Genomic DNA, 21027 nt, shown 5'->3' with positions numbered 1-21027 from the left:
CCGCCCGCAGAAAAAACTTCAAAGCTTACTCGTCGTCATCGCCGGGAACGTCGGTGATCTCGTCGAGCGAGACGTTGTCATCCTCGTCATCGTCGAGAACATCATCGTCATCGAGTTCGACCTCGACATCATCTTCCAGCAGATCGACGTCTTCCGACTCCTCTTTCTGGGCACGGCGCGGGGCGCCATCCGGCTGGTCCGCCGACAGCATGGTGCGCTTGCCGGTATCGAGAGTCAGCACCTCGCCGGTGTACGGCGAGACGATCGGATCCTTGTTCAGGTCGTAGAAACGCTTCCCGGTGGTCGGGCAGATGCGCTTCGTGCCCCATTCTTCTTTGGGCATGGGTGGTCCCCTTCAGCTGGCTTGTACGGTCGACAATCTGAAGCCTCTGCCATAACACAAGGGGAGTGTCAAAACTTTTGGCCCAAGCAGTCCAGAGGCGCAGAAAATGGGGCAGATCACCCTTCCGGGCAACCCGCCGATCTCGGTCACCCTGCGACGCTCCGCGCAGGCGCGGCGGCTGTCGCTGCGACTCTCGCAGCTCGACGGTCGGGTGACGCTGACGCTGCCGCGGCGCCTGCCCGAGGCCGAGGCCATCGGCTTCCTGCGCGAGAAGGAGGGCTGGCTGCGCGGCCACCTCGAAAGCCGGGGTGCCGACGTGGCAGTGGGCCTTGGCGCGCGGCTGCCCTTCGAGGGGCGGGCGCATGAGATCCGTCCGGGGCAGGGGCGCAGCGTGAGACGCGTTGACGGCGCGCTCGAGGTGCCCGGCGCGGCACAGCAGGTGCCCGCGCGGCTCGTGGGCTGGCTGCGGGCCGAGGCGCGCGACCGGCTGGCCGCGGCCTCCGACCGCCACGCCGCCGCGCTCGGGCTGCCCTACAGCCGGCTGACGCTGCGCGACACGCGCTCGCGCTGGGGATCGTGCACCGCCGAGGGCGGGCTGATGTATTCCTGGCGGCTGGTCATGGCGCCGCCCGAGGTGCTCGACTACGTCGCGGCGCATGAGGTGGCGCATCTGGCGCAGATGAACCACTCGCCGGCGTTCTGGGCGGTGGTCGAGCGGCTCTACGGCGACTGGCGCCCGGCGCGCCGCTGGCTGCAGGTCGAGGGCGCTTCGCTGCATCGCTATCGTTTCGGCGATTGACGCCGCCCGCGCCGCGTCGGAGATTGCGCGGATCATGATCCAGCCCCAGCCCCGCACCTCCGATATCGTCCTTTCCGCCCATGAACGCGTCTACCGCGGGCTGCGCCAGCGCATCATGCTGGGGCAGATCGCGCCGGGCGAGTCGCTGACATTGCGCGGCATCGGTCGCGAGTTCGATGTCTCGATGACCCCCGCGCGCGAGGCGATCAACCGGCTGGTCGCCGAGGGGGCGCTGTCCATGTCCTCTTCGGGCCGGGTCTCGACGCCGGAGCTGTCCAACGAGCGGATCGAGGAGCTGGCGGCGCTGCGCGCGCTGATCGAGGTCGAGCTGGCCTCGCGCGCTCTGCCGCGGGCCCACATGGCGCTGATCGACCGGCTGCAGACGATCAACGGCACCATCTCCGAGATGATCCAGGCGCGCGACGCGGTGGGCTACATCCGCACCAATCTCGAGTTTCACCGCACGCTCTACCTGCGGGCGCAGGCGCCGGCGATGCTGGCGATGACCGAGACCGTCTGGCTGCAGCTCGGGCCGACCATGCGCAAGCTCTACGGCCGGTTGCGCCGCACCGAGGCGCCGCAGTATCACCGGCTGATGATCGCCGCGCTCAAGGCCGGCGACGAGCCGGGGCTGCGGCTGGCGGTGCGCTCTGACGTCACCCAGGGGCTGCGGATGCTCGCCACCTGACACAGGCTGCCGGGGAACCCTGGCGGGGGGAGGGGCATTGAGGGGATATCCCTCAGCCAGCCCCGGAGCCCGCCATGACCCTCGCCGACTCTCTTTCGCTCAAGCCCGACTCGCGCCGCGCCCGCCGGCTGGAGGATGTGAACCCCGAGGATTTTGCCTGGTCGATTCCGATCATGCGCGCCGGCTACGCCGGGCGCGGGCTGGTTTACCTCGTGGTGGCGGGTGTCTCGCTCTGGTCGATGCTGCGGGGTGGGCAGGCAGAGGGCACCTCGGAGGCCATGCAGAGCCTGCAGGGAGGCTGGGGCACGGCGGTGATCGTGCTCATCGCGCTCGGCATGTTCGCCTATGCGCTCTGGCGGCTGGTCGACTGCATCTGGGATCTCGAGGCCTACGGCCGCGATGCCAAGGGGCTCGTCGCCCGCGCCGGCATGCTGGTGACCGGGGCGGCGCATCTCGGCATCGGGGGGCTGGCGCTGACGCTGCTCATCGGCCGGAGCGGCGGCAGCAGCGGACGGCAGATGCTGGATACGGTGCTGCAGAACCCGGGCGGTCAGCTCGCCGTGGGCGTGGCCGGGCTGCTGACCATCGGGGCAGGGGTGTACTACCTGCACAAGGCGATGACCGAGGAATATCGCAACCACCTGCGCGCCAACAGCGTCACCACCCATATGAACGGCGCCCTGAAGGCAGGGCTGGCCGCGCAGGGCGTGGTGATCGGCATCATCGGCATGCTGATTTGCTACGCGGCGCTGCAGGCCAACGCCTCCGAGGCCGGCGGGCTGGGATCGGCCTTCGACTGGCTGCAGGGGCAGGTTTATGGCCGGGTGCTCGTGGGGCTGCTCTGCCTCGGCCTGCTGGGCTTCTCGCTGTTCTGCTTCGTCAATGCGGGCTACCGGATCATTCCCAAGGCGGCGGACCGCGGGATCGAGTCGCTGGGCGCGCGGCTGCGCGCGGCTGCGGAGAATGCGACGGGATAAGGGCGGGCACGCCTGCGACGTCGGGGCCGCTGCGAGGCGGCCCCACGGGGCGTCATCCATCGCGTGAAGAAGTCGGGAAAAACATTCCCGGATGGGCATTTGACAGGGCAGGAGAGCGCATCTCATGAGGGCGGCCCCTCATGACCATCCGTGGTTTTTCGGAAAAGGGTCTTGTTGAATCCCTGAAGTATGTGTCAGGAATAGGGACTTCGAAATTGTTGAGAAATAATTAAGGCGGAAATTCAGCAGGTTTGACCGTGGTTCAGCGGCGTTTATTCCGAAAGAGGCTGCGGTAGCAAATAATTTTCAGCTGACAATCATGCAAAGCTGGAAGCCTCTTTATTGCCGTATTGTCCTCGGTTCGAGTCGCGGTGCGGCGCATTCTGAAACTCAGTTCGGGGCTCTATCTATGCAGAATTACAGGGATTTCCGCGATTCCTGTGCCTGCGTAGGAAAACGTCCTGTGCCTGCGTAGGAAAACAGCGCGGTTCGGAATCGGCGGCTTGTGCCGTCCGCCCAAGGCGGCAGCGGTTCGCACAGCCTCTCGCAAGCCGGATTTGCGCCGTCGCTGCACGCGAAATTCCACCGCGATGCCAATTCGATGCGCGGCGGGCTTCATCCATCGCCGTCAAAGCAAAATGCCCCGCCCTGCGGAAGAGAAGCAGGCCGGGGCATTTCAAATCGGTTGTCGCTTGGCCCGCCCGTTGCCGGGCGCGGCCTGGGATCAGGCCGCGAGGCCCTTGGAGCCCATCGACAGGAACTTCTGCCGGCGCGCCTTGATCAGCTCCGCCGGTTTCATGCCGTCCATCTCCTCGAGCAGGGCGGCAATGTTGTTGCCGACCGCCGCGATGGCATCCGCAGGCGCCCGGTGGGCGCCACCGAGCGGCTCGGGGATCACCTTGTCGGCGACGCCCAGCTTCAGCAGGTCCTGCGCCGTGAGGCGCAGCGCCTCGGCGGCTTCGCGCATCTTTTCGGCGTCCTTCCAAAGGATCGAGGCGCAGCCCTCGGGCGAGATCACCGAATAGACCGAATGCTCGAGCATCGCCACGCGGTTGGCGGTGGCAAAGGCCACGGCGCCGCCGGAGCCGCCCTCGCCGATGATCACGGTCACCAGCGGCACGCCGATCTGCAGGCATTTCTCGGTCGAGCGGGCGATCGCCTCGGACTGGCCGCGCTCTTCCGCGCCCTTGCCCGGGTAGGCGCCGGGGGTGTCAACGAGGGTGATCACCGGCAGGCCGAACTTGTCGGCCATCTCCATCAGGCGGATCGCCTTGCGGTAGCCCTCGGGGCGGGCCATGCCGAAGTTGCGCTCGATGCGCGATTGGGTGTCATTGCCCTTTTCATGGCCGATCACGACCACGGGTTTGTCGTTGAACCGGGCAAGCCCGCCCATCACCGCGTGGTCGTCGGCAAAGCCGCGGTCGCCGGCGAGCGGCGTGTACTCGGTGAACAGGGCGTCGATGTAGTCTTTGCAATGGGGACGGTCAGGATGCCGCGCCACCTGGCACTTCCGCCAGGGGGTCAGCTTCTTGTAAAGATCCTTGAGCAGATCGTCGGCCTTGCGATCGAGCGCGGCCGCCTCGTCCTCCACATGCATCTCTTCGTTCTTCCGCGCCATGGCGCGCAGTTCTTCCGCCTTGCCTTCGATCTCGGCGAGGGGTTTTTCAAAGTCGAGATAATGCGTCATGCTCGGGCACTCTTGTTGGTCGCGGCCTATATGGCCTCGAAGGCGCGCGGATGCAACAAAGCAAGCTCGATTGCCACATCTGCGGGCCCTTGGCGGCGGGTGCGGCTCAGCCCAGAAGCACCGGCAGCATCGAGGCAATCAGCAACGCGGCCATGCTCCAGTTGAAGAGCCGCAAGCGCGCGGGGCTCTTCAGCACCCGGCGCAGGCTGCCGCCGAGCACCGTCCAGGTGGTGGTCGAGATCGCGCCCATGGCGACATAGGTGCCCGCCACCAAGAGCACGGCGGGCAGGTCGCGGCTGACCGCGTAGAGGGTGATCGCCCCCAGCGCCATCGACCAGGCCTTGGGGTTCACCCATTGAAAGGCCGCGGCCTGCAAAAAGCCCATCGGCCGCGCCCCCGCCTGCGCCTCGCCCGGAGCGGCGGCATGGGCGATCTTCCACGCCAGCCAGAGCATGTAGAGCACCGACAGCACGGTAAGGGCGCTGCGCACGAGCGGAAAGGCCTCGAAGACCTGCATAGCGCCGAGCCCCACCAGCAGCACCATCGCCGGGAACCCGAGCGCCACGCCGAGCATGTGCGGCACTGTCCGCGCGAGGCCGAAGTTGGCGCCCGAGGCGAGCAGCATGAGATTGTTCGGCCCCGGCGAGATCACCGTGACGAAGGCGAAGCCCGCCAGCGCGAAGAGAAGGTCCTGTGTCATGGCGCAAGACTTACCCGTTTGAGATGGAGAAAGATTGCAATCAACGGCGTATTGCGGCTTTTATCGCAAGTTATGAGCGACCTTGATTACATAGACGACCGGATATTGCGTGTCCTTGCGCGCGACGGGCGGATCAGCAACCTCGCGCTGGCCGAGCGGGTGGGGCTTTCGGCCTCGGCCTGTCTGCGGCGGGTGGCGGCCCTGGAGAAGTCGGGGGTGATCCGCGGCTACCGCGCCGTGCTCAGCCCCGAGAAGACCGGCATCGGCTTTGTCGCCTATGTCACCGTCGGGCTCGGGGTGCACACCAAGGAATCGCAGCTTGCCTTCGAGCGGGTGATCACCCGCGCCCCCGAAGTGAAGGAATGCCACAATATTACCGGGAACGTGGAATATCTTCTGCGCATCGAGGTGACCGATCTGGCCGCCTACAAGGAGTTCCACACGGAGGTGCTCGGCACCTTGCCGCAGGTAAGCGCCATAACCTCCTATGTGGTGATGGGATCGCCAAAGGACGACAGAGCCTGAGCGCGCCCGAATCGGACGGCACCGGTTCCCTTCGGGGCGCCGGACGAAAACGGAAAAGTTTGACCGGATCATGACCGAGGCGCAGGCGGGCGAATTCGACTACATCATCGTCGGGGCAGGGGCGGCGGGCAGCGTTCTGGCCGAACGGCTGTCGGCGGACCCCGACACACGTGTGCTCCTGCTCGAGGAGGGCAAGGGTGCCGGCGGGCATTGGGCGAGCAGCGTGCCGGGGGCCTCGGGCTGGCTGCTGCGCGATCCCTCGCGGGTCTACCGCTACCATGTCGAGCCCGGGGCGCGGGGGCCTGCCGAACGCTGGCTGCGCGGGCGGATGCCGGGTGGCACCAGCGCGGTCGGGGCGATGCTCTGGCTGCGCGGCGGCGCGGCGGATTGGGCGCGGATGGCGCAGATCACCGGCAGCGAGGATTGGGACTGGCCCGAAATGTCGGACACCCTGCGCCGGCTCGAGCACCATGCCTTTGGCGGCAGCGAGCTGCGCGGCCGCGGCGGTCCGGTGTCCCTGCGGCTGGCCGAGCCGCTGCGGCCCCTGATGCAGGCGGTGATGCAGGCCGGGGCGGAGTCGGGTTGGCGCCAGCGCGAGGACCCGAACGAGGCCGACCCCGATGGGCTTGGCCCCGCCGCCTGGACCCTCGACGACAAGGGCCGCCGGGTCACAGCCTGGACCGCCTTCCTGCGCGGTGCCAAGGACCGGCCAAACCTCAGGATCGAGACCGGGGTGCGGGTTGACCGGGTGCTCATCGACGAGGGCCGCGCCTATGGCATCGAGGGGCGCCGCGGCAGCGCCCAGCTGCTGTTCCGCAGCCGCGGCGAGGTGATCCTCTGCGCCGGCGCGGTGATCACGCCGAAGATCCTCATGCTCTCGGGCATTGGCGACGGCATGGCGCTGCGCCGCGCGGGGATCGAGACGAGGCACCACAGCCCCAACATCGGCCGCGGCCTGCGCGATCAGGTGATGCTGGCGACCAACTGGCGGCTGCGCCACTGGCGCGACAGCGACAACCGCGCCTACAGCGGCGGGCGGCTCTGGATCAACGCGCTGCGCTACCTGCTGTCCGGCAGCGGGGTGATGAGCCAGGGCGGGGCCGAACTGGTGGGCTTCCTGAGCTCGCAGAAGACCGCCGAGCCGCCTGACATCATGATCACCGCTGCAAGCCATTCGCACGAGGTGGTCCCGGGCATTGGCGGGCTCGAGACCGAGCCGGGCATGCGGCTCACCGGCCACGCGCTGCGGCCCGAGAGCTCGGGCTACGTCTTTGCCGCCGGACCCGATCCCGACATGGCACCGCGCATCGAGGCCAACCACCTCGCCACCGAGCGCGACCGCACCCGCGCCATCGCCGTTCTGCGCCGGCTGCGCGAACTGGCCCGGCGCCCGGCGCTGTCGGAGTTCGTCGAGGGGGAGACGGTGATCTCGGCATGGGCCAAAAGCGACGATGACATCCTCGATCTCTATCGCCGCTACGGCCGTTCGGCGGGCCACGCGGTGGGCAGCTGCGCCATGGGGCCAGACGACCTCGACCCGCTCGACACACGGCTGCGGCTGCGCGGCATCGACCGGCTTCGGGTCTGCGACGCCTCGATCTTCCCCGAGGTGCCGGCGGGCGGCACGCTCGCCCCGGTGATGGCGGCGGCGCTGCGCGCGGCGGAGTTCATCCTCTCCGACGCCGCCGAGCGCGACGGCGACATCGCGGCGGAGGCAGAGCTCGAGGCCGCCGCGGAGACCGGCGATGAGATCGCCGAGGTCGCCGCGGAGGATGTGGCTGCGCAGGCGGAGGCGCCGCCCATCGCCGAGACGCCCGCCGCCCCTGTGCAGGCCCCGGACGACGGGACCGCTCCCCCCGCCGAGCCCGAGCCGCGGCCGTCGCTGCCCGCCGCCTGATCCGCGGCGCTTTCTTTCGGGCAGAGATACCCCTGCGAGGCCGCGCGCGGCGCGGACGCGGCCAGAGCGCCCAGGACCCCTGCCACAAAGAGAAACGGCCGCCCCGGCAGGGACGGCCGTTCGACACTGCGCGGGCGCAGCCGGGGTCAGATCTGCCGCACGGCGCCCTTGGCGGCCGAGGTGGTCAGCGCGGCATAGGCCTTCAGCGCCTTGGAGATCTTGCGCTTGCGCTTCTCCTCGGGCTGCCAGCCCTTCTCCTCGCGCGCGGCGCGGCGCTCGGCGATCACCGCGTCGTCGACGGCGAGGTTGATCTTGCGGTTGGGGATGTCGATCTCGATGAGATCGCCCTCTTCCACGAGGCCGATGGTGCCGCCCTCTGCGGCTTCCGGCGAGACGTGGCCGATCGACAGGCCCGAGGAGCCGCCCGAGAAACGTCCGTCGGTGACCAGCGCGCAGTCCTTCCCGAGGCCCTTCGATTTGAGGTAGGAGGTCGGGTAGAGCATTTCCTGCATGCCCGGACCGCCGCGCGGGCCTTCGTAGCGGATCAGCACCACGTCGCCCTTGTGCACCTTGCCGGTGAGGATCGCGCTGACCGCGGTGTCCTGCGATTCAAAGATGCGCGCCGGGCCGGTGAAGGTCAGGATCGACTCGTCGACGCCCGCGGTCTTCACGATGCAGCCGTCCTCGGCGAGGTTGCCGTAGAGCACCGCCAGCCCGCCATCCTTGGAGAAGGCGTGCTCGGCCTCGCGGATCACGCCCGCCTGACGGTCGAGATCGAGCGTGTCGTAGCGCATCGACTGCGAGAATGCGGTGGTCGAGCGCACCCCGCCCGGGGCGGCGCGGAAGAAGTCGTGCACCGACTCCGAGTTGGTCCGGGTCACGTCCCAGCGGTCAAGCGCATGGGCCATGGTCTCGGCGTGGACGGTGTGCACCGAGCTGTCGAGCAGCCCGGCGCGGTCGAGCTGGCCGAGGATCGACATGATGCCCCCCGCGCGGTGCACGTCTTCCATGTGCACGTCGTCCTTGGCGGGCGCGACCTTGCACAGCACCGGCACGTTGCGCGACAGCCGGTCGATGTCGGACATGTCGAAGGGCACCTCGCCCTCGTTCGCGGCGGCGAGCAGGTGCAGCACGGTGTTGGTCGAGCCGCCCATGGCGATGTCGAGCGTCATGGCGTTCTCGAAGGCCTTCACCGTGGCGATCGAGCGCGGCAGCACGGTGGCATCGTCCTGTTCATAGTAGCGCTTGGCGAGATCGACGATCAGGTGGCCGGCCTCAACGAACAGGCGCTGGCGGTCCGAGTGGGTGGCCAGCGTCGAGCCGTTGCCCGGCAGCGACAGACCAAGCGCCTCGGTCAGGCAGTTCATCGAGTTGGCGGTGAACATGCCCGAGCACGAGCCGCAGGTCGGGCAGGCGGCTTCCTCGATCGCCTGAACCTGCGCGTCGGTGTACTTGTCATCGGCGGCGGCGACCATGGCGTCGACCAGATCGAGCGCCTTCTCGGTGCCTTCCCACTCGACCTTGCCCGCTTCCATCGGGCCGCCCGAGACGAAGACAACGGGGATGTTGAGCCGCATGGCGGCCATCAGCATGCCGGGGGTGATCTTGTCGCAGTTGGAGATGCAGACCATGGCATCGGCGCAATGGGCGTTGACCATGTATTCCACCGAGTCGGCGATGATCTCGCGCGAGGGCAGCGAGTAGAGCATGCCGTCGTGGCCCATGGCGATGCCGTCGTCCACCGCGATGGTGTTGAACTCCTTGGCGACGCCGCCGGCCTTTTCGACCTCGCGGGCGACCATCTGGCCCAGATCCTTCAGGTGCACGTGGCCGGGCACGAACTGGGTGAAGCTGTTCACGATGGCAATGATCGGCTTGTTCCAGTCGCCATCCGTCATGCCCGTGGCGCGCCACAGGCCGCGGGCGCCGGCCATGTTGCGGCCGTGTGTGGTGGTGCGGGAGCGATAGGCAGGCATTGGGCATCCCCTCGGAGTTTGGATTACCGGGGGTGTTTAGCGCCCATGCGGGCCAGCGGCAAGGGTCCGGGGATGCCGCGGCGCGGCATCACGCAAGAAGGTTGCGTAATCTGACGTTCGCGCTTCGCTAAAGTTCCCCCTGGTCGGGTGAGGAATGTAATTTCTCGCGTCGCGTTTGGCGTCTGAGTGTGCTCGCCCGGCGCGCCTTGCCGGGGCTTACCCGGCGATGCGCTTGCCCCGGCTCTTCGGGCGCGGCGGCTTCGGCGCGACCTTGGTCTCGATGTGCTCGATGATCAGCCCCGAGATGTCCTTGCCCGAGACCTTCTCGATGCCCTCGAGGCCCGGCGAGCTGTTCACCTCGAGCACCTTCGGCCCGTCGGCGCCGCGCAGCAGGTCGACCCCCGCCACGTCGAGCTTCATCGCCCGTGCGGCCTTGATCGCCACCTCGCGCTCGGTTTTCGAGATCCGCACCGGCTCGGCGGTGCCGCCCTGATGCAGGTTCGAGCGGAAGTCGTCGGGTTTGCCGCGGCGGCGCATCGTGGCGACCACCTTGCCGCCGACCACGAGGCAGCGGATGTCCTCGCCCGCGGCTTCCTTGACGAAGCTCTGCACGAGGAAGTCGGCCTTGAGCCCCTGGAAGGCCGAGATCACGCTCTCGGCGGCCTTGGGGGTTTCCGCCAGCACCACGCCCTTGCCCTGGCTGCTTTCCAGCAGCTTCAGCACCAGCGGCGCGCCGCCCACCAAGTCGATCAGGTTGCCCGAATCCTTGGGGCTGCGGGCGAAGGCGGTGGTCGGCATGCCGATGCGGTGGCGTGCCAGCACCTGATGCGCGTGCAGCTTGTCGCGCGAGACGGTGATGCCCTCGGAGCCGGCAAGGCAATAGGTGCCCATGCTCTCGAACTGGCGCACCACGGCGGTGCCGTAGCTGGTGATCGAGGCGCCGATGCGCGGGATCACCGCGTCGTAATGGGGCAGGCGGCGCCCATCGTAATGCACCTCGCCGCCGACGGCGCGGATGTTCATGTAGCAGCGCGAGGTGTCGATCACCTCCATGGTGTGGCCGCGGTGCTCGGCGGCCTCGATCAGCTTGCGGGTCGAGTAGTTGTGCGGCTCGCGGGTCAGCACCGCGAGGCGCAGCGCGCGGCGGTGCTGCTTGCCGCGTGCGATGCCGCGGTAGGCGTCGAAATCGAGCTCGGGCTGCTGCAGGCGCTGGCTGGGAGAGACTACCATGTCATCTTGCAGCGCACTGCGGCCCAGCAGCATGCGGTAGGCCATGCTGCCGCGGTCGGTGAGTGTGATCTCGATCGGCCAGCGGCGATCGCCCATGACGACCTCGGTCTCGATCACGAAGCGCAGCTCGGTCTCGCCGTTCGAGGAGGTCACCTCGCGCCGATCCCTGAGCGGGGCCGAGCAGATCACTTCGAGCCCCGGCTCGGCGGGATCGGGGTGGATCGCGAAACGGACCATCGGCTTGTCGGAGGAGCCGAATTGCTCGATGGCAAAGGCGTGCAGCGCCGAGGTCCGCGCGCCGGTGTCCACCTTGGCGCGGATCGCGGGCAGGCCAAGGCCGGGCAGGGCAAGCCATTCTTCCCATCCAAGCGTGAACTGCGTCATGTCTACCTCCTTCGCGGGCCGGGGTCGGATTGACGGCCTCTATCCGCGCAATGTGACAGGCGCAATACGGCACGCGGCGCTCCCAGAGGGGAACGCTCATATCGACAGGGCGTGACGTAGGGGTGCTTTGGCGCAGGGCAACTCGGGCGATGGACCCGGGGGGTGCAGTGACCCCGCGAGAGGCTGTCCCCGCGGGGACAGCGCGCTTGCCCCTTAGGCGCTTGCGATCATCTCGGACTGGCGCACGATCACCTCGGCCTGCTTGATCGAGGCGATGTCGACCAGCCGGCCTTTGTAGACCGTGGCGCCTTCGCCCTTGGCCTTGGCGGTTTCCATGGCGGCGAGGATCTCGCGGGCCTCGGTCACCGCGCCCTCGGAGGGGGTGAAGACCTCGTTGGCCAGCGCCACCTGCTTGGGGTGGATCGCCCATTTGCCGACCATGCCCAGCGTCGCCGAGCGCAGCGCCTGCGCGCGGAAGCCTTCGTCGTCGGAGAAGTCGCCGAAGGGGCCGTCGACCGGCAGCACGCCATGGGTGCGGCAGGCGGCGACGATGGCGGCCTGCGCCCAATGCCACGGATCTGACCAGTGCTTCGCGCCCTCGTGCAGCATGTAATAGGTCTCCTGCGTGCCGCCGATGCCGGTGGTCGCCATGCCCATCGAGGCAGCGAAATCCGCCGCGCCGAGGCTCATCGCCTCGAGCCGGGGCGAGCCGGCGGCGATCTCTTCTACATGGGCGATGCCCGCGGCGCTCTCGATGATCACCTCGAACTTAATCGGTTTGCTGCGGCCCTTGGCGCGCTCCACCGCGGTCACCAGCGCGTCGACGGCGTAGAGGTCGGCGGCGCAGCCCACTTTTGGGATCATGATCTGGTCGAGCCGCTCGCTGGCCTGCTCCAGCAGGTCGACCACGTCGCGGTACCACCAGGGGGTGTCGAGCCCGTTGATGCGCACAGAGAGGGTCTTCTTGCCCCAGTCGATGTCATGGGTCGCCTCGATGATGTTGGCGCGCGCACTATCCTTGTCGGAGGGCGCCACCGAATCCTCGAGATCGAGGTTGATCACATCCGCCGCCGAGGCGGCCATCTTCTCGAAGATCGCCGGGCGCGAGCCGGGCCCGAAAAGCTGGCAGCGGTTCGGACGGGCAGGCGCGGCGGGCTGGATGCGAAAGCTCATGGAGGCACCTCGTTGGGGTAATGAAGTTACATATTCGATATCCAGAGAGTTATTAAGTTGCGCGTCGCTGCGCAAGCGAAATTTGCCGCGCTGCGGCGCAGGCCTCCTCCGTGATGTCCGCAACGCATGCACGATTCTTCGGCGCTGGCGTCGAAATGCGTGGAATTTTGGCGTTGTTGCGCGAGGGTACGTGCAATTCGAGACGGATTTGCGTGCCATGCAGGGCAGACTGAGCGCCGACACCACCGAGCGGGCGGCCTCCCAGGAAACGCCCTGCCGGATAACGTACACGAACACAGGGAATACAAGAATGATCGAGACGCCGTACCTCCTCTTCCTCGGTGACGCTCCCGACGGCCTGGCCGCCAAGGTGGCCCAGGGCATCAAGGACTGGCGCCCCGAGAACTGCGTCGGCCAGTTCCGCCTCGACGGCTGCAAGGCCGACCTCGGGCTGCAGGACATGACGCTTGCCGAAGCCAAGGCCGCCGGTGCCAAGACGCTGGTGATCGGCGTCGCCAACCGTGGCGGCAAGATCTCGCAGACCTGGAAGAAGGTCCTGGTCGAGGCGCTGGAAGAGGGCTTCGACCTCGCGTCGGGCCTGCACAACCTGCTGCGCAATGAGGAAGACCTCAAGGCTGTCGCCAAGGCCACCGGCCGGACGCTGCACGACGTGCGCATCCCTTCCGTCGAATACCCGATCGCCAATGGCGAGAAGCGCACCGGCAAGCGCCTGCTGGCCGTCGGCACCGACTGTTCGGTCGGCAAGATGTACACCGCGCTCGCGATGGACGCCTGCATGCGCGAGAAGGGCATGAAGTCGACCTTCCGCGCCACCGGCCAGACCGGCATCCTGATCACCGGCGACGGCGTGCCGCTCGACGCGGTCATCGCCGACTTCATGGCCGGCTCGATCGAATACCTCACCCCCGACAATGATCCCGACCACTGGGACATCATCGAGGGCCAGGGCTCGCTGTTCCACGTCTCCTATTCGGGCGTGACCCTCGCGCTGGTGCATGGCGGCCAGCCGGACGCGCTGGTGCTCTGCCACGAGCCGACCCGCAGCCACATGCGCGGCCTGCCGGGCTACAAGCTGCCGACGCTGGAAGCGGTGCGCGACACCGCGCTGCAGCTTGCCAAGGTCGGCAACCCCGATTGCAAGGTGATCGGCGTGTCGATCAACACCCAGCACATGGGCGACGCGGAAGCCAAGGCCTATTGCGCCGAGGTCGAGGAAAGCCTGGGGCTGCCCTGCGTCGACCCCTACCGCCACGGTGCGGATCGCCTGGTCGAGGCGCTGGCCGCGGTCTGAGACCTCTGGCACAGTGACCACATCATCCCCGGCGGCGGCGCGTCCGGCGCCGGGGAGTTCGTATTTATGGAACAATGAAAGGGGCAGGGTTTGAGCATCGAGGTCACCCGCGACACCTTCAAGCTGGCGCGGGTTTTCACCATCTCGCGCGGCAGCCGCACCGAGGCACATGTGATCACCGTCAAGATCACCCGCGGCGGTTTCACCGGCTATGGCGAATGCGTGCCTTACGCGCGCTACGACGAGACGCTCGACAGCGTCGAGGCGCAGATCAAATCGCTGCCGCAGGACGTCACCCGCGCTGCACTGCAGGATCTGCTGCCCTCGGGTGCCGCGCGCAATGCCGTGGACTGCGCGCTCTGGGATCTCGAGGCCAAGACCGCGGGCAAGCGCGTCTGGGAGCTCTTGGACCTGCCCGCGCCGCAGCCCGAGGTGACCGCCTACACGCTCTCGCTCGCCGCGCCCGAGGAGATGCAGGCGCAGGCGGCCAAGAACGCCTTCCGACCGCTGCTGAAGGTCAAGCTGGGCACCCCCGAGGACCTGCCGCGCCTTGAAGCGGTGCGTGCCGGGGCGCCCGAGAGCACCATCATCGTAGACGCCAACGAGGGCTGGACCCCCGAGGTCTACGCCGAGCTGGCGCCGCACCTGCAGCGCCTTGGCGTTGCCATGGTCGAGCAGCCGCTGCCGGCGGGCGAAGATGACGCGCTGCTGGGCATGGACCGCCCGGTGCCGATCTGCGCCGACGAGAGCTGCCACGACCGCGCCTCGCTGCCGAAGCTCAAGGGCAAGTACGACATCGTCAACATCAAGCTCGACAAGACCGGCGGGCTGACCGAGGCGCTGGAGCTGCTCGAGGCCGCCAAGGCCGAGGGCTACGGCATCTTCGTCGGCTGCATGGTGGGCTCGTCCCTGGCCATGGCCCCGGCGGTGATCGTCGCGCAGGGCGCGCAATATGTCGACCTTGATGCGCCGCTGCTGCTCGGAGAGGACCGCGCGCACGCGATGCTCTACGACGAGGCGGGCGTGCATGCCCCCGAGGCGGCGCTCTGGGGCTGACCGACCCCGACCCGGTATGACCGACTTGAGGGGCGGCCCGCCCGTGCGGGCTTGACCCCGGGTCCGCTTTGGCGGAACTGACCCACAGCGAATTATGGAGAGAGCTGCAATGCGCACCGTTTACGTCAATGGCGAGTACCTGCCCGAGAGCGAGGCCAAGGTGTCGATCTTCGACCGGGCCTTCCTGATGGCCGACGGGGTTTACGAGGTGACCTCGGTTCTTGGTGGCAAGCTGGTCGATTTCGATGGCCACGCCAAGCGTCTCGCCCGCTCGCTGAACGAGCTGGACATGAAGGCGCCCTGCACCGAGGAAGAACTCCTGGCGATCCACCGCGAGCTGGTGGCGCGTAACGAGATCACCGACGGTCTGGTGTACCTGCAGGTGACCCGCGGCTCCGCCGGTGACCGCGACTTCGCCTTCCCCGACCCCGAGACCACCGAGCCGACGCTGGTGCTCTTCACGCAGAACAAGCCCGGCCTCGCCGACAGCCCGGCTGCCAAGACCGGCATCAAGGTGATCTCGCTCGAGGACATCCGCTGGGGTCGCCGCGACATCAAGACCGTGCAGCTGCTTTACCCGTCGATGGCCAAGATGGCCGCCAAGAAGGCCGGCTGCGACGATGCGTGGTTCGTCGAGGACGGCAAGGTGACCGAGGGCTCGTCGAACAACGCCTATATCGTCAAGGGCGGCAAGATCATCACCCGCGAGCTGTCGCATGACATCCTGCACGGCATCACCCGCGCCGCGGTGCTGCGCTTTGCCAAGGAAGCGCAGATGGTCGTCGAGGAGCGCAGCTTCACCGTCGAGGAAGCCCAGCAGGCGGACGAGGCCTTCGTCACCTCGGCCTCGAGCTTCGTGATGCCGGTGGTCGAGCTCGACGGTGCAAAGATCGGCGCAGGCACCCCGGGCCCGGTCGCCGCGCGGCTGCGCGAGATCTACCTCGAAGAAAGCATGAAGGTGGCCGTCTGAGGCCTTGCCGCGTGATCTGAAGAAGGGCGCCGCTCCGAATGGGGCGGCGCCTTTTGCATCTTCGGGGTGCCCGTTGCGGGCCTCAGGGCTTGGTCAGCCCCTGTTCAGCCTCTCGGCCGCTGCCCGCCCGGCCCAGAGCCCGGTCGCAAGGCAGCCGGTCAGCAGGTAGCCCCCGGTCGGCGCCTCCCAGTCAAGCATCTCGCCTGCCACGAAGACCCCCGGGCGATCCTTCAGCATCAGCCCCGCGTCGAGCGCCGCGAAGGGTACGCCGCCGGCCACCGAGATTGCCTCGTCGATCGGGCGCAGGCCCTCGTGCGGCACCGGCAGCGCCTTCAGCAGGGCCGCCCGCGCGGCGGGCTCCTCGGGCAGGGGGCGGGCGCATTCCATCAGCAGGGCGCGGCCCGCAGGAGAGAGGCTCACCGCCTTGCGCAGGTGATTGGACAGGCTCTGCTTGCCGCGCGGGCGGGACAGGCGCTTGGTGAGCGTGGCCAGCTCGACATCGGGGCAGAGGTCCACGGTCAGCGCGGCCCCCGAACGCAGCGCCGGGGACAGCGGGTAGAGCCCGCCGCCCTCGAGCCCGCGCGCCGAGATCACCGCCTCGCCGCGCGAGACCAGAGCGCCCGCATGGAAGGCCACGCCCTTGAGCGGCGCGCCGAACTGCGCCTTCATATGCGCCGACCAATCCACGCAGAGCCCGGCGTTGGCCGGGGCGAACGGTGTGACCGGCAGGCCCGCGCCTGCGAAGATATCGGCCCATTGCCCGTCCGAGCCGAGCCGCGCCCAGCTTGCCCCGCCAAGCGCCAGCACGGTGACGTCGGGCGTCAGCCGCAAGGCGCCCTCGGGTGTGTCCATCAGCACTGCGCCGGCGGCGGCGTCGTCCCAGCCGGTCCAGCGCCAGCGCATGTGCCGCTCGAGCCCCATGCCATCAAGCCGCGCCAGCCAGGCGCGCAGCAGCGGCGAGGCCTTCATCCCGTGCGGGAAGACCCGCCCGGTGGAGCCGGTGAAGAGCGACTGGCCGAGCCCTTCGGCCCAATGCATCACCTCCTCGGGCGGGAAGGCCGAGAGCATCGGGCGCAGGGCAGGGGCGGCCGCGCCGTATTGTGCAAGGAACTCCCCGAGCGGTTCGGCCTTGGTGAGGTTCAGCCCCGACTTGCCGGCCATCAGGAACTTGCGCCCGAGCGAGGGCTTGGCCTCGGCCAGCACCACGGCGTGCCCCGCCGAGAGCAGCGCGTCGGCGGCCATCAGCCCCGCCGGGCCGCCGCCGATCACCAGCGCGCCGCTCATGCCCCGGCCTCGGGACGGCTGCCCGCGTGCGGGCGGTGTGGGGGCGGGGATGTCCTATGTCGCATTCCTCCGTCTTGCCTCGCGGCGGCGCTGGGCGCAAGTTGCACGGATGGAGGAGAGCGATCCCATCTGTCCGCTCTGCCTGCGTCCGATCCCGCCGGAGGCCAAGCAGAGCCTGCATCACCTGATCCCGCGGCTGAAGGGCGGCAAGGGCGGGCCGGTGGTGCGGCTGCACCAGATCTGCCACAACGAGATCCACGCGACCTTTACCGAGGGCGAATTGGCGCGCGCGTTCAACACCCCCGAGGCGCTGCGCGCGCATCCGCGCATGGCGGGGTTTCTCGACTGGGTCGCCAAGCGCCCGCCGACCTTCCATGCGCGCAGCTCGGGCGGGCGGCGTAAAAAGCGCTGAGTGTCTGCCCCGGTCCTATTCCACCGGTCCTATTCCACCGGCCCTATTCCACTGGCGCGCCGAAGACGGCGATCACCAGTCCCAGCAGCGCCAGCGCCTCGAAGCTCCGCGCCCGGAGGGTTTGTCCTTCGGCCCGGGCACCCAGGGCCGCGATGCCTGCCTGCAGCGCGTAATAGAGCGCGAAGGCCCGGCTGGCGAAGGCGATGATCTCGAAGACGTCCAGCGTCCATGTCAGCGCCAGCCCCAGCCCGACCAGCAGCGCATAGGCCGAGCGCACCCGAATGCGGCGGCGGGTCAGCTCCTCGACGAGCCCGCCGGCGCCGCCGGTGTCGGCCACCGCCGCGCTGAACTGCGCCGCCAGCGCCGCACCGGTCAGCATCAGCGGCAGGATCGGCGCCACCAGTCCCATCAACCCGATGATCGCGGTTTCGCTGGCGTCGCCGGTGCCGGGCGGGAAGACATAGGCGATAAGCCCGATATAGGCCATGTAGATCAGCGCCGAGAGCCCCTGCGCCAGTTTCATCGCGCGGATGCGGGTGGGGGCAGTGTACTCGGCCCCGAGATAGCGCGTGGTCTCGAAGCCCTGCACCGTGACGATCAGCCCGAAGCCCAGCGTCAGCGCCGCCCAGCCGGTCAGCGTCGGCGGGTTGGCGAGCAGCGCCCCGGTCTCGGCCTTGTCCCAGAAATAGGCGGCGAGCCCGGCCAGGAGCCCGGCAATGATCGCGAGCTTGAGCCCTACGGCGATCTGCTCCATCCGCTCCAGCGCCGAGAAGCCGCGGGTCCAGCCGACGCCCAGCACCAGCAGGAACATGGCGGAGGTCAGAAGCTTGGCGTGGAGCGGGTCGTTCCAGGGGGTGAGACGCGTGCCGAAGGCACCGAACAGGTTGAGGTAGTAGGCCACCGAAATCACGTAGGCGAAGGCCAGCGCCCATGAGGCGCCGCTTTCCAGCCGTTCCTCGGCGGGGCTGCGTGGACCGCGCGCGCGGCGCGCGATGTTGACGCGCACCGCCGCGCCGAAGAGCCAGGCGCCGAGGCAGAGCGCCGCCATGACGGCGGGCGCCCAGATGCCGTAAGCGCTCTCGAGGATGGGGCCGAGCACGAGAAAGCCGCTGCCGATGATCGAGGCGAGCGGGGTGACGGTGGCACGCCAAAGCCGGGCACGGGACAGCCGGGGCCAGAGCAGCAGGAGTGCGGTGCAGAGCGCAGCGCCGAGGATCAGGGAGGTCAACATGCCCGCACGTTAATCCCGTACAACGCCAAAGGAAATGCGTCACGGTAGGGGGCGTTCCAGGCGCCGGCGGCAGGTTGCGGGCGCGACCTCAGCGCACTAGGCTCGCGCCGCAACCAGCAAGGAGCGGCGCATGGCCCACGAGTTTCCGGTGCATGTCTATTACGAGGACACCGACATGGCGGGGATCGTCTACCACGCCAACTATCTCAAGTACATTGAGCGCGCCCGCTCGGACTGGGTGCGCGGCCTCGGGATCGACCAGAACGCCCTGCGCGTCGCAGAGGGGCTGGTCTTCGTGGTGCGCCGGATCGAGGCGGACTATCTCGGTCCCGCGCGCTTCGAAGAGGAGCTGCTGGTGCGCACCGAGGTGAAATCGGTTTCCGGCGTGCGTCTGGGTCTGTCGCAGGAAGTGGTGCGCGACGGCAAGCCGCTGTTCCGCGCCGAGGTGACGCTGGTGGCGATCACCTCTGAGGGCCACCCGGCGCGCCTGCCCGCCGCGATCCGCCGGCAGGTGCACTGAGCGCTGCGGCGGCACTTTCTTCGAGGCGTGATTTTTCTGGGGGAGTGCGCGCGCAGGCGCGGACGGGGGCGGGGCCGCTCCCGCACAGGTGCTTTGCGCCGGCCGCGGCGGGTTGACGCCGCGAAACCTGCACCTTCCCCAGCGGAAATGGGCGACTTCCCGCGAGATTTCCCCGGTCTCGCGGCGCGGATGACGGCAATGTGTTGGAGATGCGCCTGCAAATCAGCTACACAGACCGGTAATCAGAGCCTCGGCACCAGAGGCCATTTCATAGCCCATGAGGAAGAGCAGGCTTATGGACGCAAATACCCTCGCGCTCGCGCAGGAGATCGATTTCTCCATGTGGGGGCTCTTCGCCCGCGCCACGCTGACCGTCAAACTGGTGATGCTGATGCTGATCCTGTCGTCGGTCTGGGCTTGGGCCATCATCTTTGAAAAGATCGTCGCCTATCGCAAGGCGCGCCGCGAGGCCGCGGTCTTTGACCGTGCCTTCTGGTCGGGCGAGCCGCTGGACGAGCTGTTCGACCAGATCGGCCCCGAGCCGCGCGGCCGGGCGCAGCGGGTCTTTGCCGCCGGCATGACCGAATGGCGGCGCTCGCATCGCGGCGACGGCGGTATGATCGCCAATGCCTCGGCGCGCATCGACCGCTCGATGGATGTCGCCATCCAGAAAGAGGCCGAGGATCTGCAGCGCGGTCTGCCGGTGCTGGCCACGGTCGCCTCGGCGGCGCCCTTCGTCGGGCTTTTCGGCACCGTTTGGGGGATCATGCACGCCTTCATCGAGATCGCGCAGCAGCAGGACACCTCGCTGGTCGTCGTGGCCCCCGGCATCGCCGAGGCGCTCTTCGCCACCGCGCTGGGTCTGGTCGCGGCGATTCCGGCGGTGATCTTCTACAACAAGCTCTCGGCCGACTCGGATCGCGTTATCGCGGGCTACGAGGCCTTTGCCGACGAGTTCTCGACCATCCTCTCGCGCCAGTTGGACTCCTGATCCATGGCCGGGGGCGTGATGAAAAAGGGAGGCGGCGGAGGCCGCCGTCGGCGTCGCCGCAGCGGTGGCGGCGGGGGTCAACCCATGGCCGAGATCAACGTCACGCCGATGGTGGACGTGATGCTGGTGCTGCTGATCATCTTCATGGTCGCGGCGCCGCTGCTGACCGTGGGTGTGCCGGTGGAGCTGCCGAAGACGGCAGCCTCCTCGTTGCCGAACGAGGCCGAGGAGCCGCTGACGGTGACCATCGCCGCCGATGGCATGGTGATGATCCAGACCACAGAAGTGCCGATGGACGAGCTGACGCCGCGCCTGCAGGCGATCGCCACCGAGCGCAGCGACGACCGCATCTTCCTGCGCGCCGATGGCGCGGTGCCCTATGACACCGTCGCCAAGGTCATGGGCGCGCTGAACCGCGGCGGCTTTTCGTCGATCGGTCTTGTGACCGATGCCGGTGGCCCGGCGCTAGACGGCACGGCCCCCGCGGCCGGCAACTGAGGGAGCGCCCTTGCGCAGGAACCTCTATACCTCGGGCGGTTTGCACCTTGCCGTGATCCTCTGGGCGATCTTTGGCAACGTGTTCCGCCCCGATCCGCCGCAGGTCGAGACCTCGGCGGTCACGGTGATCTCGGAGGCCGAGTTCGCCGCGCTGACCCGTGCCGCGCAGTCCCCCGAGACGGCGCAGGAGATCGACGCGCCGCCCGCGCCCGAGCCTGATGCACGGCCCGCGGCGCGCCCGGAGCCCGCCGAACCTGAGCCCGCGCCCAATCCCGAGCCGCCGGCGCCGACGCCCGAGCCGGACACTGCCGCCACCCGCCGCGGTCCCGCGCCCCGCGCCACACGGGCGCCCCGGTCACAGCACCGTAGGGCCG

The 21027-nt window shown here is 68.5% G+C and carries 20 protein-coding genes and 1 pseudogene; 13 read left to right on the top strand and 8 right to left on the bottom strand.

The features are described from left to right. Positions 1-25: 25 nt before the first annotated feature. Complete coding sequence (locus G0Q01_RS04035) at positions 26-343, bottom strand: TIGR02300 family protein (protein WP_108967958.1); 318 nt, start codon at positions 341-343, stop codon at positions 26-28. Between the two features lie 106 nt (positions 344-449). Here G0Q01_RS04035 and G0Q01_RS04030 point away from each other — a divergent pair, with 106 nt between their 5' ends. The 3 genes from G0Q01_RS04030 (at position 450) to G0Q01_RS04020 (ending at position 2807) form a co-directional block, all read left to right on the top strand. Further along, a complete protein-coding gene (locus G0Q01_RS04030) occupies positions 450-1142 on the top strand; it encodes a M48 family metallopeptidase (RefSeq protein ID WP_164190578.1) in 693 nt (230 codons plus the stop codon). A gap of 34 nt (positions 1143-1176) precedes the next feature. After that, positions 1177-1830 carry a GntR family transcriptional regulator gene (locus G0Q01_RS04025; protein ID WP_092423177.1) on the top strand — a complete coding sequence of 218 codons (654 nt, stop codon included), beginning with the start codon at positions 1177-1179 and terminating at the stop codon, positions 1828-1830. A 74-nt stretch (positions 1831-1904) separates the two neighbouring features. Continuing rightward, positions 1905-2807, top strand: a complete 903-nt coding sequence (locus G0Q01_RS04020; RefSeq protein ID WP_108967954.1) for a DUF1206 domain-containing protein — start codon at positions 1905-1907, stop codon at positions 2805-2807. Positions 2808-3531: 724 nt separating this feature from the next. Here G0Q01_RS04020 and G0Q01_RS04015 read toward each other — a convergent pair. Further along, positions 3532-4494: an acetyl-CoA carboxylase carboxyltransferase subunit alpha gene (locus G0Q01_RS04015; protein ID WP_164190575.1), complete on the bottom strand. Its 963-nt coding sequence runs from the start codon at positions 4492-4494 to the stop codon at positions 3532-3534. A 106-nt stretch (positions 4495-4600) separates the two neighbouring features. Beyond that, the gene (locus G0Q01_RS04010; RefSeq protein WP_108967950.1) at positions 4601-5194 is read right to left on the bottom strand and encodes a LysE family translocator; all 594 of its coding nucleotides are present in this window, start codon (positions 5192-5194) and stop codon (positions 4601-4603) included. Positions 5195-5266: 72 nt separating this feature from the next. On the opposite strand from G0Q01_RS04010, the gene G0Q01_RS04005 reads away from it, so the two are divergent. Then, positions 5267-5719: an Lrp/AsnC family transcriptional regulator gene (locus tag G0Q01_RS04005; protein ID WP_164190572.1), complete on the top strand. Its 453-nt coding sequence runs from the start codon at positions 5267-5269 to the stop codon at positions 5717-5719. 70 nt (positions 5720-5789) lie between these two features. Continuing rightward, on the top strand, positions 5790-7616 hold the full coding sequence (locus tag G0Q01_RS04000) for a GMC family oxidoreductase (RefSeq protein WP_164213020.1): 1827 nt from the start codon (positions 5790-5792) through the stop codon (positions 7614-7616). A 146-nt stretch (positions 7617-7762) separates the two neighbouring features. Here the strand turns inward: G0Q01_RS04000 and ilvD are convergent, their stop codons facing one another. The 3 genes from ilvD to G0Q01_RS03985 all read right to left on the bottom strand — a co-directional run bounded on the left by ilvD (position 7763) and on the right by G0Q01_RS03985 (position 12379). Then, the gene (ilvD, locus tag G0Q01_RS03995; protein ID WP_164190568.1) at positions 7763-9592 is read right to left on the bottom strand and encodes a dihydroxy-acid dehydratase; all 1830 of its coding nucleotides are present in this window, start codon (positions 9590-9592) and stop codon (positions 7763-7765) included. A 216-nt stretch (positions 9593-9808) separates the two neighbouring features. Then, positions 9809-11206, bottom strand: coding sequence for a 30S ribosomal protein S6--L-glutamate ligase (gene rimK, locus G0Q01_RS03990; RefSeq protein ID WP_164213019.1), 1398 nt, complete (start codon positions 11204-11206; stop codon positions 9809-9811). 213 nt (positions 11207-11419) lie between these two features. Continuing rightward, complete coding sequence (locus tag G0Q01_RS03985; protein ID WP_164190563.1) at positions 11420-12379, bottom strand: L-malyl-CoA/beta-methylmalyl-CoA lyase; 960 nt, start codon at positions 12377-12379, stop codon at positions 11420-11422. A gap of 310 nt (positions 12380-12689) precedes the next feature. Between G0Q01_RS03985 and dgcN the strand changes: the two genes are divergently transcribed. The 3 genes from dgcN to G0Q01_RS03970 all read left to right on the top strand — a co-directional run bounded on the left by dgcN (position 12690) and on the right by G0Q01_RS03970 (position 15717). Next, positions 12690-13691, top strand: a complete 1002-nt coding sequence (dgcN, locus tag G0Q01_RS03980) for an N-acetyltransferase DgcN (RefSeq protein WP_164190560.1) — start codon at positions 12690-12692, stop codon at positions 13689-13691. Positions 13692-13781: 90 nt separating this feature from the next. After that, a complete protein-coding gene (gene dgcA / locus G0Q01_RS03975) occupies positions 13782-14747 on the top strand; it encodes an N-acetyl-D-Glu racemase DgcA (protein WP_164190558.1) in 966 nt (321 codons plus the stop codon). Positions 14748-14856: 109 nt separating this feature from the next. Continuing rightward, entirely contained in the window at positions 14857-15717 is an 861-nt protein-coding gene (locus tag G0Q01_RS03970) for a D-amino-acid transaminase (protein ID WP_164190556.1), read from the top strand. Positions 15718-15810: 93 nt separating this feature from the next. Here the strand turns inward: G0Q01_RS03970 and G0Q01_RS03965 are convergent, their stop codons facing one another. After that, on the bottom strand, positions 15811-17001 hold the full coding sequence (locus G0Q01_RS03965) for a TIGR03862 family flavoprotein (RefSeq protein WP_164190554.1): 1191 nt from the start codon (positions 16999-17001) through the stop codon (positions 15811-15813). 109 nt (positions 17002-17110) lie between these two features. Here G0Q01_RS03965 and G0Q01_RS03960 point away from each other — a divergent pair, with 109 nt between their 5' ends. Next, entirely contained in the window at positions 17111-17413 is a 303-nt protein-coding gene (locus G0Q01_RS03960) for an HNH endonuclease (RefSeq protein WP_108967931.1), read from the top strand. 43 nt (positions 17414-17456) lie between these two features. Here the strand turns inward: G0Q01_RS03960 and G0Q01_RS03955 are convergent, their stop codons facing one another. Then, entirely contained in the window at positions 17457-18644 is a 1188-nt protein-coding gene (locus G0Q01_RS03955) for an APC family permease (protein ID WP_164190552.1), read from the bottom strand. Positions 18645-18774: 130 nt separating this feature from the next. Between G0Q01_RS03955 and ybgC the strand changes: the two genes are divergently transcribed. The 4 genes and pseudogenes from ybgC to G0Q01_RS03935 form a co-directional block, all read left to right on the top strand. Further along, on the top strand, positions 18775-19164 hold the full coding sequence (gene ybgC, locus G0Q01_RS03950) for a tol-pal system-associated acyl-CoA thioesterase (RefSeq protein ID WP_164190550.1): 390 nt from the start codon (positions 18775-18777) through the stop codon (positions 19162-19164). Between the two features lie 295 nt (positions 19165-19459). Next, a complete protein-coding gene (tolQ, locus tag G0Q01_RS03945; RefSeq protein ID WP_108967926.1) occupies positions 19460-20155 on the top strand; it encodes a protein TolQ in 696 nt (231 codons plus the stop codon). Between the two features lie 3 nt (positions 20156-20158). Then, positions 20159-20653 carry a protein TolR gene (gene tolR / locus G0Q01_RS03940; protein WP_108967924.1) on the top strand — a complete coding sequence of 165 codons (495 nt, stop codon included), beginning with the start codon at positions 20159-20161 and terminating at the stop codon, positions 20651-20653. Between the two features lie 10 nt (positions 20654-20663). Further along, positions 20664-21027 (top strand): annotated as a pseudogene (locus tag G0Q01_RS03935) (cell envelope biogenesis protein TolA); the annotation flags it as partial.

The organism is Salipiger sp. PrR007 (genome assembly GCF_010499845.1).
Taxonomy (GTDB): domain Bacteria; phylum Pseudomonadota; class Alphaproteobacteria; order Rhodobacterales; family Rhodobacteraceae; genus Salipiger; species Salipiger pacificus_A.
The sequence above is the reverse complement of the archived record's forward strand: the minus strand, read 5'-3'. Positions and strand labels throughout refer to the sequence as shown.

Bases quoted from the DNA above. Each gene is read 5' to 3' on its own strand.
- G0Q01_RS04035 (WP_108967958.1), bottom strand. From the start codon at position 343: ATGCCCAAAGAAGAATGGGGCACGAAGCGCATCTGCCCGACCACCGGG.
- G0Q01_RS04030 (WP_164190578.1), top strand. From the start codon at position 450: ATGGGGCAGATCACCCTTCCGGGCAACCCGCCGATCTCGGTCACCCTG.
- G0Q01_RS04025 (WP_092423177.1), top strand. From the start codon at position 1,177: ATGATCCAGCCCCAGCCCCGCACCTCCGATATCGTCCTTTCCGCCCAT.
- G0Q01_RS04020 (WP_108967954.1), top strand. From the start codon at position 1,905: ATGACCCTCGCCGACTCTCTTTCGCTCAAGCCCGACTCGCGCCGCGCC.
- G0Q01_RS04015 (WP_164190575.1), bottom strand. From the start codon at position 4,494: ATGACGCATTATCTCGACTTTGAAAAACCCCTCGCCGAGATCGAAGGC.
- G0Q01_RS04010 (WP_108967950.1), bottom strand. From the start codon at position 5,194: ATGACACAGGACCTTCTCTTCGCGCTGGCGGGCTTCGCCTTCGTCACG.
- G0Q01_RS04005 (WP_164190572.1), top strand. From the start codon at position 5,267: ATGAGCGACCTTGATTACATAGACGACCGGATATTGCGTGTCCTTGCG.
- G0Q01_RS04000 (WP_164213020.1), top strand. From the start codon at position 5,790: ATGACCGAGGCGCAGGCGGGCGAATTCGACTACATCATCGTCGGGGCA.
- ilvD (WP_164190568.1), bottom strand. From the start codon at position 9,592: ATGCCTGCCTATCGCTCCCGCACCACCACACACGGCCGCAACATGGCC.
- rimK (WP_164213019.1), bottom strand. From the start codon at position 11,206: ATGACGCAGTTCACGCTTGGATGGGAAGAATGGCTTGCCCTGCCCGGC.
- G0Q01_RS03985 (WP_164190563.1), bottom strand. From the start codon at position 12,379: ATGAGCTTTCGCATCCAGCCCGCCGCGCCTGCCCGTCCGAACCGCTGC.
- dgcN (WP_164190560.1), top strand. From the start codon at position 12,690: ATGATCGAGACGCCGTACCTCCTCTTCCTCGGTGACGCTCCCGACGGC.
- G0Q01_RS03970 (WP_164190556.1), top strand. From the start codon at position 14,857: ATGCGCACCGTTTACGTCAATGGCGAGTACCTGCCCGAGAGCGAGGCC.
- G0Q01_RS03965 (WP_164190554.1), bottom strand. From the start codon at position 17,001: ATGAGCGGCGCGCTGGTGATCGGCGGCGGCCCGGCGGGGCTGATGGCC.
- G0Q01_RS03960 (WP_108967931.1), top strand. From the start codon at position 17,111: ATGGAGGAGAGCGATCCCATCTGTCCGCTCTGCCTGCGTCCGATCCCG.
- G0Q01_RS03955 (WP_164190552.1), bottom strand. From the start codon at position 18,644: ATGTTGACCTCCCTGATCCTCGGCGCTGCGCTCTGCACCGCACTCCTG.
- ybgC (WP_164190550.1), top strand. From the start codon at position 18,775: ATGGCCCACGAGTTTCCGGTGCATGTCTATTACGAGGACACCGACATG.
- tolQ (WP_108967926.1), top strand. From the start codon at position 19,460: ATGGACGCAAATACCCTCGCGCTCGCGCAGGAGATCGATTTCTCCATG.
- tolR (WP_108967924.1), top strand. From the start codon at position 20,159: ATGGCCGGGGGCGTGATGAAAAAGGGAGGCGGCGGAGGCCGCCGTCGG.